Genomic DNA, 12211 nt, shown 5'->3' with positions numbered 1-12211 from the left:
TCCGAAGCGTCAGCCAACAGTGACTTCTTGCGGAACGATAAACGGACTCACCCACGGAAAGACGCAGAAGAAGAGCCCGTAGACGACCGCTGCCGCCAGTATGAGCAAGAAGAAGACCCGCAACCACCAAGGTCCGGGCAGAACATGCCATAGCGCTGCGTACATCAGACGCCTTCCGTCAACGAAGTGGGTGGGCCCTCGGACCGCGGGGTAAACGACTCGAAGAGTCCGTACCCGACGATTCTCTCTGCCAGCGAATACATGGGGCTACAGCTTGTCATCGTGATGTAGTTGCCGCCAGCGGGAACGTCCGGTGCTTGCGGCACGGGCAGCAACACTTCCACTTCGCTCGGGGTCACATACTCAAGGGTGCGAAAGCGGTACGTGTACCAGCCTTCTTCCACCTCGACGACGATGGCATCGCCGACGTGCAGATCTGCGATGGCGTTGAAGGGTGCGCCGTAGGTGGTGCGGTGTGCTGCGACAGCGAAATTGCCTTCTTCGCCGGGCATCGCTGTACCGGGGTAGTGGCCGATGCCGATCGGGTCGAGCGTTGTCTCTCGCGTAACTCCGCCGGCAATCGGCACAACGTAGTCATCGCCGAATCGCGGGACGTACATGTTCGCGAAGATCTCGCCGTCAGCAGGTTCGGAGAGAATGACCGGATCTGCCGTCGACGGAGCGTCGTCGCCATCCTCGCTAGGAGTGGGCGTCGTTGCGGGCGGTTCGTACTCCTGAGCCCACTGTTCTGACAGTTCTTGACCAGCGGCGTTTCGCTCTGCGCCATAGATGATGTCGCCGATCCACAGCTGCCACGCAACGAACAGCAGTGTCACGGCACCGAGAGTGATCAGAATCTCACCCACAACGCCCAAGAAAGTGGCGCGTGGACGCTTCTTGGGCGCACGTCGTGATCGATCACGCAGCCCATCAGCACTGGCATTCGTGTCGAAAAAGGCCGCTTCACTCACAGGGAGATTCTAGAGGGGCAACACTGTGCTCTCCCTGGCAGTTAGACTGTGCCAATGGCAAGATCCGGCAAAGACGACGACTCGTTGATCGAGCGCGCAGAAGGCGAAGCGGCACCCAATCCGGTGTGGTTCAAGCCCATCATGCTCGGGCTGATGCTCCTTGGCCTCGTGTGGGTGCTTTTCTTCTACTTGAGCGGCTCCGCAGGTCCGATCCCTGACATCGGCGCGTGGAACCTCGTGATCGGATTCGGGATCGCCTTCATCGGCTTCTTGATGACGACGCGCTGGCGCTAGCGCCCAGCACTATTAGGCACTGAGCTGCCCGCCTCGGCGGAGCAGCTCTTTTGCGTGTCTGCAAGAAGGTGCCACGGGCGAATTACACGGGTGTGATTCATCCCCAGCTGTGGATGAACCTGTGGATAACTCGCTAGCCGTAGATGAAGGCCGGCACGAAGAGCAGTCCCACAAGTCCGGCTCCCACCGCGATGAGCAACCAGATCTGGGATCTGCGCTGACTCGCCATTCGGGTGCGCGTGAAGATGAATGCCACCAACAAGCCGGTGAGCAGACCACCCACATGCGCTTGCCAAGAGACGTTGTAGCCCGGCAGAAATCCGATCACCAGGTTGATTCCGAGGATGATCGCGATACTCATCACATTCGCGCCGAGATGACGCCCGATGATGAGCAACGCGCCAAAAAGCCCGAAGATCGCGCCAGAGGCTCCCACGACCGGTGTTGCGAATGAGAGCAGTGCGACCGCTACCGAGCCGCCGAGCGTGCTCAGCAGGTAGAGCGTGACAAACCGTGCGCGTCCCAGAATCGGCTCGAGAGTTCTCCCAATCATGAACAACGCCAACATGTTCAGGCCGAGGTGCCAGAGCCCTGAATGCACCAGCGCGACGGTGAAGAGTCGCCAGGGCTGGAACGTTCCTGAGATCTCCGGGTAGAGGTAGGGCGCCCAAAACAGCATCGCGGGCTCATAGATGTCAGAACCGAAACCCGGGATCAGCTGAAGCAAAAATGACAGCGCCGTAATGCCGACGATTGCGTATGTGGCAAGCGGACGTGAGTCAGCCACGACCGCACGAGACCGAGACCACCGGCGCTGCGCGGTGCGCTGCGCCGGTGTCTGGGCCTTCTGCTGATCACGCAAGCACTCCGGGCACACCACGCCAACGGCCGCAGGCGTTTGGCATTCCGCGCACACCGTCCGCAGGCATCGCTGGCAGAGCACAAAGCTCTGGCGATCCGGATGCCGGTAGCAGAAGTTGTCGCGATTGCGCTGGAACTCGTTCGTGCTCACGTTTACGCTTATGCGCCGGTATTAGACGGCGACGATGTCGATCGATTCGATGACGACAGGCTCCACTGGACGGTCACCAGCACCAGTTCGTACCTCGCTGATCGCGTCGACGACCGCCTTCGAAGCGTCGTCGGCAACTTCACCGAAAATCGAGTGCTTGCCCTGCAGCCACTCGGGGCCGCGGCCACCCTGGCCAGGAACGGTGATGAAGAACTGTGAACCGTTGGTACCTTCGGCCTGGCCGGTGATGGCGTTGCGGCGAAGTCCAGCGTTTGCCATAGCAAGCTTGTACGGATCCGTGAAGGTCAGTTCGCCGTGGATCTCGTCGTTGAAGTTGTACCCGGGACCGCCGACGCCCTGACCGAGGGGGTCGCCACCCTGGATCATGAAGCCGGGGATGATGCGGTGGAAGATCACGCCGTTGTAGAGCGCTCCTTCACCGGGCTTTCCAGTAGCGGGGTCAGTCCATGAACCGGTTCCATCGGCGAGACCGATGAAGTTCTGGACGGTGCGAGGTGCGTGGTCACCGAAGAGGTTGACAACAATGTCGCCGTGATTGGTGTGGAACGTTGCGACAGCAGTGTGAATCGTCATTGTGCCATTCTCTCAGAGTTCGCGCCAGGCTCTGCCGATACGCTGACCATCTGGCAAGATAGGGAGACAGACATCCCCAAGACAGGGAGGGCATTGTGAGCCTCAGCCGTAAGCGCACGAAGGAACTCAAGAAGCTTCAGTCACAGGCGAACAACCTGTGGGAGTCGCAGCAGACGTTGGTGGGTGAAGCCGCCGACATTGCACGCGAAGCAAGTCGCCAGCTCAACCACTATGGTCGCGAGCAGGTCGCACCGCAGGTGCAGGCTGGCTACGCGAAGAGCGTCGACTATTCAAAGCAAATCTTGTCGGATCGCGTTGTTCCGGCCGCCGGCGCCGTCGTGGGCTCCGCGCTTTCGGTGTGGGACGCCGCCAACGACACTCGTTTGCGTCTCGCCGACGGCAAGGGTCTCGGAAAAGTCGACTCGGCGGCATACGCCAAGAAGGCCGACAAGTACTCGAAGGATGCCACGAAGAAGCTCGCTGCAAAGCTGTCGCTTCTGGAGCCCGAGAAGAAGCGGATGGGTGTGGGCGGAACGATCGCCATCATCCTCGGTGTAACCGCCGCACTGGGTGTGCTTTACGCCGCTTGGCAGACGTTGCGCGCCGATGACGAGCTTTGGGTTGCCGACGACCCGCTGCGTGCACCTGACGCCTGAAAGCACGACGCTGGTTGACCCCGTTTCGGTGCTCAACCGTGTATTCGCCGCCGGGCTCTCCCTATTGAGAGAGCCCGGCGGCCTTTTTCTTTGGGACAGCCAGCCGGTTGCTTTGATCTCGCGTCCATCGCTTTGATCGTCTCCCCGACCTGCACCAAGAAGACTGCCCCTCTGCTCATTCCAGAGCAGAGGGGCAGTCTTGTCGTTCTATCGAACCGGCTGTCGCATCCGTTTTCTACTTGGACGAACCGACCAGATCCTGCACGGCGACTTTGATGGCGGCGAAGTCGTCTTGCTTCTTTGCGATGAACTCGAGGGCTTCAACACCGGTCGCGAGAACCTCGTTGGCTGCTTCACCCACATCTGAGAACTTGTGGCTGACGTCTCCGGCAAGCCCGCCTTCCAACATCAATCGGCTCACCAGATCCAGCCTGAGCACCTTGGTGTCTTTGTTGAAGCTCAGCTTGTCGAGGTCGATCCACACCATCCCGGGTCGCGTCGTGGACTCGAAGACGTAACGCTTGTTCGTCAGGTCGAGCACCACCTGCCAGATCGTCTGCGATGCGTCTGGTTTACCCGGCTCCGGGGTGCGGAACGGCTGTGCAGCGTTGCGAATGATGCTGAACATCGCTGCAATCGCATCGACCTGCGTCTTGGGCGGCACCTGGTGCTCGACGTAGAACGAGGCGCGTGCGAACCGATCGCTCGCGAGTGTAGAGCCGGGGAGCGGAGTGTCGCCGCCGAGGCCCGCCACCGTCTTCACAAGCTCAAGCTGCTTGTCGAAGGTGGGGGAGTTGGTCATGACCTTGTAGTCACGGCTGTGATACACCCGCGGCTTGCCATCGGTGTACTCGATGATGGCCGAGTCGCCAGAGGGATCGTTGATAGCGAGGTGCAGCGTAGGTACCAGGTGACCGGTCGGATCAAACAGCTGTGAGATCTCTACCTGCGTGTCGTTCGTCCATGCGACCGCCTCTTCCACGGTCTCGAAATTGTCGAGATAGTACTGCAACCACACTGCCTGACTCAGCTGAGTTGCGGTTGCTTCAGGCTTGCCATAATCAGACTCCGCAAGCCACAGGATGTGTCCTGCAAAACCCTGCTCATTCATGCCGTCTGTGGCGATCAGATCGAATGCCGTCGCGACGATGCTTCCGTACTTCGATGTCCAGGAAAGGTTTCCGTCAACGCCGTCGGTGCGCTCCATGCCACGCGGGTACTTCCAGATGTTGGAGAGCAAATCCATGTGGAAGTCCATGTTCCGACCAACGATGACTGACCCATTGGCATCGGGCCAAACAACTCGCGTGCACATACTCGTTACCTTTCCTTGAGAGGCATCTCAGTCGGCGCCGGTCGTCATACCCGCTCCCTTGCCTCACGCTTTCTATGCATGTTGGCACGGGAGAATCACGCGTCGCGGGCTCGAGGCGAAATCTCACCCCCAGATCACCCGCCGCGGGCAGAGAGCTTCACACTCGAATACCCAGCGCCTCACCCAGCGCCGGGTTGTCGCCCACAAGAGTCGATGCTGCCTCGGGCGACGCGCTCGCGGCGCAGATCGCGCAATCAACTCAAAAGAGAAGACGCCGACCCATCGGGTCGGCGTCTTCATGTAATTTGTGGAGCCTAGGAGATTCGAACTCCTGACATCCTGCTTGCAAAGCAGGCGCTCTACCAACTGAGCTAAGGCCCCGTGAGGGGGTACTGCGTGGGGCTACCTGGACTTGAACCAGGGACCTCTTCATTATCAGTGAAGCGCTCTAACCGCCTGAGCTATAGCCCCGTTTTCGTTGCTGTCCTTGCGTCGGCAACCTCCAAGACTTTACCCGATTTGGCATGATTTCTGAAATCGAGTCGTCATTGCAAACCGTCAGTTGGATGTGAACCCGACCAGCAGCCCACCAGTCACCTTGACCGCAAGGTTGTAGATGCCGGCGACAACCGCACCGAGCACGGTGACCACGATCAGATTGAGGATCGCGATGACCGCCGAAAACGCAAGCACCTGCGGCAAGCTGAGGTACTGCTGCAGGGTGAAACTGCCGTCAGAAAGCGTGCCAACCAGCTCGTCAACCTGAGTGATCAAACCAGTCGTCTCGACGACGAAATACACCATGACCATCGATACAACGGTGACGATCGCGATAGCGATCGCTGCCAAGAACGACATCTTCACTGCCGACCAGAAGTCAATGTAGACCAGGCGAAGACGCACTTGTTTGTTGCTCGACTTGGAGCTCGATTTTTTTGCGAGCTTGTCCGCTACTGTGCTCATTCGTCAGTACTTTCTTCGGGGTTCTCGGGAGACGCTTCGTCAGAGGTGGGCTCGGGCTCAACCGCTTCTTGTGCGGCCTCGGCCAAGCTCCGCTCGCCGTTGCGCGCAATCGCGATGATCTTGTCATCGTCGCCCGCACGAGCAAACACAACACCCATGGTGTCGCGACCCTTGGCAGGCACCTCGGCCACGGCAGAGCGTACCACCTTGCCGCTGGCAAGAACCACAAGGACCTCGTCCAGCTCCGAGACGATCAAACCGCCCGCCAGCTCACCTCGATCGTCGTTCAGCTTGGCAACCTTGATGCCAAGTCCGCCACGGCTCTGGGTTCGATACTGATCGACTGCCGTGCGCTTGGCATAGCCGCCCTCTGTCACGACGAAGACGTAGCCCGCGTCGCGCGCGAACGATGCGGAGAGCAAACTGTCACCCTCGCGGAACGACATTCCCTTTACACCCTCGGTGCTTCGGCCCATGGGGCGAAGGGCCTCATCGGTCGCGGTGAATCGCAACGACATGCCATGACGGCTGATGAGGAGAACATCATCGCCTTCGTCCACGAACAGCGCACTCACTACTTCGTCGCCTTCACGCAGACGAATAGCGATCACTCCGCCCTGGCGGTTGGTGTCGTACTCGGTGAGACGGGTCTTCTTCACCAGACCAGCCCGAGTTGCCAACACCAGGTAGGTGGCGACGGAATAGTCGCGGATGTCGAGCACCTGAGCGATTTCTTCGTCTGGCTGGAGTGCCAAAAGGTTCGCAACGTGCTGTCCCTTTGCGTCACGACCGGCTTCTGCAACGTCGTACGCTTTCGTCCGGTAAACGCGGCCCTTGGTGGTGAAGAACAGCAGCCAGTGGTGCGTCGTCGTGACGAAGAAGTGCTCGACGACATCATCGGCGCGCAACTGCGCACCCTTCACACCTCGCCCGCCGCGATGCTGCTGGCGATAGTTGTCGCTGCGCGTGCGCTTGATGTAGCCGTCGCGGGTAACCGTGATGACCATTTCCTCTTCTGGAATGAGATCTTCGTCGGTCATGTCACCGTCGAAGCCGTGCATGATCTGCGTGCGACGATCGTCGCCGAACTTGTCGACGATCGCAGTCAGCTCATCGCGAATGATGGTGCGCTGGCGGGTCGGATCGGCCAGAATCGCCTTGAAGTCGGCGATCTGAGCTTCAAGCTCGGTCGCCTCATCGATGATCTTCTGACGTTCCAGTGCTGCCAGACGACGCAGCTGCATCGCGAGGATGGCGTCAGCCTGAATGTCGTCGATCTCAAGAAGCACTTTGAGGCCCGCGCGTGCTTCGTCGACGGTCGGTGAACGACGTATCAGCGCAATCACTTCATCAAGCGCATCGAGGGCCTTCAGGTACGCCCGCAGAATATGCATGCGCTCTTCGGCTTTGCGCAGACGGTACGTGGTGCGACGCACGATCACTTCGATCTGGTGGTCAACCCACAGCGAGATGAAACCGTCGATCGGCAGAGTGCGAGGGATTCCATCGACGATCGCGAGCATGTTCGCGCCGAAGTTCTCTTGCAGCTGGGTGTGCTTGTAGAGGTTGTTGAGCACAACCTTCGCAACAGCATCACGCTTGAGCACGACGACGAGGCGTTGGCCGGTTCGGTCGCTGGTCTCGTCGCGGATGTCTGCGATTCCCGTGATCTTGCCGTCGCGCGCGAGGTCGCCGATCTTCACCGCGAGGTTGTCGGGGTTGACCTGGTAGGGCAGTTCGGTGATCACCAAGCAGGTGCGACCCTGCAGTTCTTCAATCGACACGACTGCGCGCATCTTGATCGATCCGCGGCCGGTTCGATAGGCCTCACGAATGCCATTCGTGCCGAGAATCTGCGCACCGGTCGGAAAATCGGGCCCGGGAATGCGCTGCATGAGCGCTTCGAGCAGTTCTTCGCGAGTTGCCTCTGGGTTCTCCAGTGCCCATAGAGCTCCCGAGGCGACTTCGCGCAGATTGTGCGGCGGGATGTTCGTTGCCATACCCACTGCGATTCCCACGGAACCGTTGACGAGCAGGTTCGGGAATCGGGCCGGCAAGACTGACGGCTCTTGGGTCTGGCCGTCGTAGTTGTCTTGAAAGTCGACGGTCTCTTCTTCGATGTCGCGCACCATTTCGAGCGCGAGCTGAGCCATCTTCGTTTCGGTGTATCGAGGCGCAGCTGCGCCCATGTTCCCTGGTGAACCGAAGTTTCCTTGCCCCTGTGCGAGTGGGTAGCGCATCGACCAGGGCTGCACCAGCCGCACCAGTGCGTCATAGATCGCAGTGTCACCGTGTGGGTGATACTGACCCATGACTTCGCCGACGACACGCGCGCACTTCGAGAACGACTTGTCGGGACGGAAGCCCCCGTCATACATGCCGTAGATCACTCGACGATGAACCGGCTTTAGACCATCGCGCACATCAGGCAAGGCGCGGCCGATAATGACGGCCATCGCGTAGTCGAGGTAACTGCGCTGCATTTCGAGCTGCAGGTCGACCTGGTCGATCTTGCCGTGCTCGTGGTAGCTTTCGGGACGCTCTTCGTCAGTCATTTGTCACTTTCGGTGTTCGATTGCCGCGGGGCAGAATCGAGAATCAGATGTCGAGGAAGCGAACGTCTTTTGCGTTGCGCTGGATGAACCCGCGCCGCGACTCGACGTCTTCGCCCATAAGCACGGTGAAGATCTCATCCGCGGCCGCGGCGTCGTCGATCGTCACCTGTTGAAGGGTGCGAGTCGTGTGATCCATCGTGGTTTCCCACAGTTCTTTGGGATTCATCTCACCAAGACCCTTGTAGCGCTGAATGCCGGCATCCTTCGGGATTCGGCGGCCATTGGCGAGCCCATCCTTGAGAAGCGCATCGCGTTCCCGATCTGAATACACGTACTCGTGTGGCGCGTTCGTCCATTTGAGTCGATACAGCGGCGGCATCGCGAGGTAGACGAATCCTGCCTCGATCAATCCGCGCATGTACCGGAACAGCAAAGTCAGCAGCAGGGTCGTGATGTGCTGACCGTCGACATCAGCATCCGCCATCAACACGATCTTGTGGTAGCGAGCCTTGTCGATATCGAAATCTTCGCCGATGCCGGTGCCGAAGGCCTGAATCATCGCCTGGACTTCTTTGTTCGCGAGCGCCTTATCAAGGCGTGCGCGCTCAACGTTGAGGATCTTTCCTCGCAACGCCAGAATCGCTTGAGTGTGCGGGTCGCGTCCCTGAACGGCGGAACCGCCGGCCGAGTCACCCTCAACCAGAAAGATCTCACTGATCGCTGGGTCTTTGCTCGTGCAGTCCTTCAGCTTGTCGGGCATTGCAGCCGACTCGAATACGCTCTTTCGCCGTGCTGTTTCACGGGCCTTGCGCGCGGCGAGTCTCGCGGTAGCGGCGTCGATCGCTTTTCGAACGACATTCTTGGCTTGAACTGGATTGCGCTGGAACCAGTCACCGAGCTGATCACCCACCACCTTCTGCACGAACGCCTTCGCTTCGGTGTTGCCGAGCTTCGTCTTGGTCTGCCCCTCGAACTGCGGTTCAGAGAGCTTCACCGAGATGACGGCCGTGAGACCTTCACGAACATCATCGCCCGAAAGGTTGTCGTCCTTCTCTTTGAGAAGGTTCTGCGCGCGCGCGTACTTGTTGACGAGGGTGGTCAGCGCGGCTCGGAAGCCTTCTTCGTGCGTACCACCTTCGTGGGTGTTGATTGTGTTCGCGTATGTGAAGACGTTCTCGGTGTAGCTCGTCGTCCACTGCATGGCGACTTCGAGTGCAATCTTGCGCTCAGTGTCTTCGGTTTCGAAGTCAATGATCTCGTCGTTGACCACTTCAGCGTGGCGCACCTTGTTGAGGTGCTCGACGTAGTCAACGAGTCCTCGCTCATAGAGAAAACTGTCTTCGCGCGGACCCAGCTGTTCTTCGCCGGGTTCGCCGGTTTCGACAAAGAGCTCGACGCGCTCATCGCGCAAGTTGATGCGCAGTCCCTTGTTCAGGAACGCCATCTGCTGAAAGCGCGTGCGCAATGTGTCGTAGTCGAAGTCGACGGTGTCGAAAATCGTCGCATCGGGCCAGAACGTGATGGTGGTTCCGGTCTCGGAACTCTCTTCGGCTCGAGCCAGAGGCGCCTGCGGAAATCCACCATCCCGATATGACTGTCGCCATACGAAGCCCTGACGCTTCACGGCAACTTCGAGACGCGTCGAAAGCGCGTTGACCACCGAGGAGCCAACACCGTGCAGACCTCCCGATACGGCATAGCCGCCGCCGCCGAATTTTCCACCGGCGTGCAGCACCGTCAAAACGACCTCAACGGTCGATTTTCCCTCGGTCTTGTGCATATCGACAGGGATGCCTCGCCCATTGTCGATGACACGCACGGCGCCGTCTTCGAGAATCGTGACATCGATCGTGTCGCAGTACCCAGCGAGCGCCTCGTCGACGGAGTTGTCGACGATCTCTTGCACAAGGTGGTGCAGCCCACGCGCGCCGGTCGAGCCGATGTACATGCCTGGGCGCTTGCGGACCGCTTCGAGCCCCTCTAGCACCTGGATTTCATCGGCCCCGTACTCGTTCGGAACTGTCGCTTCTACTGGCGTTTCGGGTTCCGTGGGAACGCTTTCGGGGGTTTCAGACGTCATAAGGGTTCGAGCGCTCCACATCGATAGGCGAGGATGCTGACAGTCTACCAACCAGAGCCCGATCTTTGCGGTTCTGCGCCCCTGTGACGCGATCAAATTACCTAAGACAACCCAGATGGTGGTTTATCCGTAGGTATCGCGCGGGCCACGCCCTGGAATCGTTCTGTGGCCCCATTTCCAAGAGGGAACGTCGGGTCCGATGAAACGGATGGTCTCGACCCCCGCTTCAGGAAAGCGGCGAACGATCTCCGAGAGGATGTGCGCTCGCATCAGCTGGAGTTGTTTCGCCCAAGCCGTCGAATCAGCCTGAATGGTCAGGGTGGATTCCGAGAACGCGACCGGCCTGGTGCGTTCAGCAGTCTCTGCTCCCGCGACCTCTGCCCAGGCACGAACGACATCTTCACGTGCGAGCTGTGGCTCCCAGCCGGCCTGCCTCGTGAGATCTCCGAGGACGTCCGAGATCCCTTTGGGATCTCTGCCGGCAGAAAACGGAATGTTCTCTTCGTCGACGGCCCGCCGTTTGCGTCGCTTGAATGACCGCGCCGAAGGAGCAAGCCCGCGCAGCCGCAGATATGTGGCTACGGTTTCAGGAATCTCGTCGGAGGTATCAGTCATGGTGGGCGTCTGCTATCTGTCCCGCGTGCACGCGTACGACTCTCGCCCTCAACGCGGTCGGCACGTCTTCTTCAACCGCTGCGGTGACGACAACCTGTTCATACGCACCGGCCAGCGCTGCGAGTCTCGTGCGACGATCGGCGTCAAGTTCGGCAAAAACATCGTCGAGTATGAGCACTGGGTCGCCAAGTTGAGATTCCGCGCGCAACAGCTCGGCCGAAGCAAGTCGCAGCGCCAGAGCAACGGACCATGACTCCCCATGTGAGGCGTAGCCTTTGACCGGGAGTCCTCGCACTCGCAACAGCAGATCATCTCGGTGAGGTCCCACCAGGGTCACACCGCGGTCCAATTCTGAAGCGCGTTTGTCAGCAAGAGCGTTGCGAAACAGCTCCGCAGTGCGGCCCGGCGCAGCATCCACCGTCGAAAGTCCGCCGTCGTCTTCTGGATCAGCACCCGCAACAGAGAGTGCCCACTCGATCTGGGGTTGATGGTCGGCACCGGCGATAGATGAGTAGGCAGTCGCGAGTGGTCCTGAAAGCTCAACACCGAGTGCGACTCTAGCTTCGATCACCTCTGTGCCAAGGGTGACAAGTTTTTCGTCCCATACGTCGAGCGTCGCCAGCCCCTCACCCCGCACTCCTCGAGACCTCGCGGACTTGAGCAGGGCGTTGCGCTGTTTCAGAACGCGATCGTAGTCGGCGAGAACGCCCGCAAGCCTCGGTGAGCGCTGCACGAGCAGCTGATCGGCGAACCTGCGTCGGGAGGATGGATCTCCACGAACGATTTGAAGGTCTTCGGGCGCGAACAGCACAACCTGGGCATATCGTGGCAGCTCGTTCGGCTTCACAGCGGCACCGTTGACGCGGGCTTTGTTCGACCCCTGACGGTTGATTTGCACTTCGAGAAGCACACTTCGCTCACCATGTGCGAGTCTCGCGCGAACAATCGCGGCCTCAGAGCCATCCCTCACCATCGGTGCGTCAGTGGAGACCCGGTGTGAGCCGAGGGTCGCAAAGTATCCGATTGCCTCTGCGAGATTGGTCTTTCCCTGACCGTTTCGTCCCACGAAAACGTTGGGCCCGGGCGCCAAAGCGACATCGGCTGCCGCGTAGTTGCGGAAGTCGACGAGATTCAGCTGCTCGACAATCACCGGGTC

The 12211-nt window shown here is 59.7% G+C and carries 12 protein-coding genes and 2 tRNA genes; 2 read left to right on the top strand and 12 right to left on the bottom strand.

The annotated features are described in order from the left end of the window. Nucleotides 1-9: 9 nt before the first annotated feature. Both WDU96_RS01435 and WDU96_RS01430 read right to left on the bottom strand, forming a co-directional pair. Nucleotides 10-165, bottom strand: coding sequence for a hypothetical protein (locus WDU96_RS01435; RefSeq protein ID WP_337336700.1), 156 nt, complete (start codon nucleotides 163-165; stop codon nucleotides 10-12). Continuing rightward, nucleotides 165-971, bottom strand: coding sequence for a class E sortase (locus WDU96_RS01430; RefSeq protein ID WP_337336699.1), 807 nt, complete (start codon nucleotides 969-971; stop codon nucleotides 165-167). Before WDU96_RS01430 ends, WDU96_RS01435 begins: the two co-directional genes overlap by 1 nt. Nucleotides 972-1025: 54 nt before the next feature. Between WDU96_RS01430 and WDU96_RS01425 the strand changes: the two genes are divergently transcribed. After that, complete coding sequence (locus WDU96_RS01425; RefSeq protein WP_337336698.1) at nucleotides 1026-1265, top strand: cell division protein CrgA; 240 nt, start codon at nucleotides 1026-1028, stop codon at nucleotides 1263-1265. 133 nt (nucleotides 1266-1398) lie between these two features. Here the strand turns inward: WDU96_RS01425 and WDU96_RS01420 are convergent, their stop codons facing one another. Together WDU96_RS01420 and WDU96_RS01415 are read right to left on the bottom strand one after the other, a co-directional pair. Next, the gene (locus tag WDU96_RS01420; protein WP_337336697.1) at nucleotides 1399-2052 is read right to left on the bottom strand and encodes a rhomboid family intramembrane serine protease; all 654 of its coding nucleotides are present in this window, start codon (nucleotides 2050-2052) and stop codon (nucleotides 1399-1401) included. A 246-nt stretch (nucleotides 2053-2298) separates the two neighbouring features. After that, nucleotides 2299-2871 carry a peptidylprolyl isomerase gene (locus WDU96_RS01415; protein WP_337336696.1) on the bottom strand — a complete coding sequence of 191 codons (573 nt, stop codon included), beginning with the start codon at nucleotides 2869-2871 and terminating at the stop codon, nucleotides 2299-2301. Nucleotides 2872-2966: 95 nt separating this feature from the next. On the opposite strand from WDU96_RS01415, the gene WDU96_RS01410 reads away from it, so the two are divergent. Continuing rightward, nucleotides 2967-3527 carry a DNA helicase gene (locus WDU96_RS01410; RefSeq protein ID WP_337336695.1) on the top strand — a complete coding sequence of 187 codons (561 nt, stop codon included), beginning with the start codon at nucleotides 2967-2969 and terminating at the stop codon, nucleotides 3525-3527. A gap of 235 nt (nucleotides 3528-3762) precedes the next feature. Here the strand turns inward: WDU96_RS01410 and WDU96_RS01405 are convergent, their stop codons facing one another. The 8 genes from WDU96_RS01405 to recF all read right to left on the bottom strand — a co-directional run bounded on the left by WDU96_RS01405 (nucleotide 3763) and on the right by recF (nucleotide 12205). Beyond that, the gene (locus tag WDU96_RS01405; protein WP_337336694.1) at nucleotides 3763-4842 is read right to left on the bottom strand and encodes a linear amide C-N hydrolase; all 1080 of its coding nucleotides are present in this window, start codon (nucleotides 4840-4842) and stop codon (nucleotides 3763-3765) included. A gap of 308 nt (nucleotides 4843-5150) precedes the next feature. Then, nucleotides 5151-5223, bottom strand: a tRNA-Ala gene (locus tag WDU96_RS01400). A 16-nt stretch (nucleotides 5224-5239) separates the two neighbouring features. Continuing rightward, a tRNA-Ile gene (locus WDU96_RS01395) sits at nucleotides 5240-5313 on the bottom strand. 87 nt (nucleotides 5314-5400) lie between these two features. Further along, complete coding sequence (locus WDU96_RS01390) at nucleotides 5401-5805, bottom strand: DUF3566 domain-containing protein (RefSeq protein WP_337336693.1); 405 nt, start codon at nucleotides 5803-5805, stop codon at nucleotides 5401-5403. Further along, the gene (gene gyrA / locus WDU96_RS01385; protein ID WP_337336692.1) at nucleotides 5802-8360 is read right to left on the bottom strand and encodes a DNA gyrase subunit A; all 2559 of its coding nucleotides are present in this window, start codon (nucleotides 8358-8360) and stop codon (nucleotides 5802-5804) included. Before gyrA ends, WDU96_RS01390 begins: the two co-directional genes overlap by 4 nt. A 43-nt stretch (nucleotides 8361-8403) precedes the next feature. Further along, nucleotides 8404-10440: a DNA topoisomerase (ATP-hydrolyzing) subunit B gene (gene gyrB, locus WDU96_RS01380; RefSeq protein WP_337336691.1), complete on the bottom strand. Its 2037-nt coding sequence runs from the start codon at nucleotides 10438-10440 to the stop codon at nucleotides 8404-8406. A gap of 123 nt (nucleotides 10441-10563) precedes the next feature. Beyond that, nucleotides 10564-11055 carry a DciA family protein gene (locus tag WDU96_RS01375; protein WP_337336690.1) on the bottom strand — a complete coding sequence of 164 codons (492 nt, stop codon included), beginning with the start codon at nucleotides 11053-11055 and terminating at the stop codon, nucleotides 10564-10566. Then, on the bottom strand, nucleotides 11048-12205 hold the full coding sequence (gene recF, locus WDU96_RS01370; RefSeq protein WP_337336689.1) for a DNA replication/repair protein RecF: 1158 nt from the start codon (nucleotides 12203-12205) through the stop codon (nucleotides 11048-11050). Before recF ends, WDU96_RS01375 begins: the two co-directional genes overlap by 8 nt. Nucleotides 12206-12211: the final 6 nt, after the last annotated feature.

Source organism: Microbacterium marmarense (assembly GCF_037204165.1).
GTDB lineage: Bacteria > Actinomycetota > Actinomycetes > Actinomycetales > Microbacteriaceae > Microbacterium > Microbacterium marmarense.
The sequence above is the reverse complement of the archived record's forward strand: the minus strand, read 5'-3'. Positions and strand labels throughout refer to the sequence as shown.

What these genes read in the sequence shown, in the direction of transcription:
- WDU96_RS01435 (WP_337336700.1), bottom strand. Translation starts at nt 165, where the DNA reads ATGTACGCAGCGCTATGGCATGTTCTGCCCGGACCTTGGTGGTTGCGG.
- WDU96_RS01425 (WP_337336698.1), top strand. Translation starts at nt 1,026, where the DNA reads ATGGCAAGATCCGGCAAAGACGACGACTCGTTGATCGAGCGCGCAGAA.
- WDU96_RS01415 (WP_337336696.1), bottom strand. Translation starts at nt 2,871, where the DNA reads ATGACGATTCACACTGCTGTCGCAACGTTCCACACCAATCACGGCGAC.
- WDU96_RS01405 (WP_337336694.1), bottom strand. Translation starts at nt 4,842, where the DNA reads ATGTGCACGCGAGTTGTTTGGCCCGATGCCAATGGGTCAGTCATCGTT.
- WDU96_RS01390 (WP_337336693.1), bottom strand. Translation starts at nt 5,805, where the DNA reads ATGAGCACAGTAGCGGACAAGCTCGCAAAAAAATCGAGCTCCAAGTCG.
- gyrA (WP_337336692.1), bottom strand. Translation starts at nt 8,360, where the DNA reads ATGACTGACGAAGAGCGTCCCGAAAGCTACCACGAGCACGGCAAGATC.
- gyrB (WP_337336691.1), bottom strand. Translation starts at nt 10,440, where the DNA reads ATGACGTCTGAAACCCCCGAAAGCGTTCCCACGGAACCCGAAACGCCA.
- WDU96_RS01375 (WP_337336690.1), bottom strand. Translation starts at nt 11,055, where the DNA reads ATGACTGATACCTCCGACGAGATTCCTGAAACCGTAGCCACATATCTG.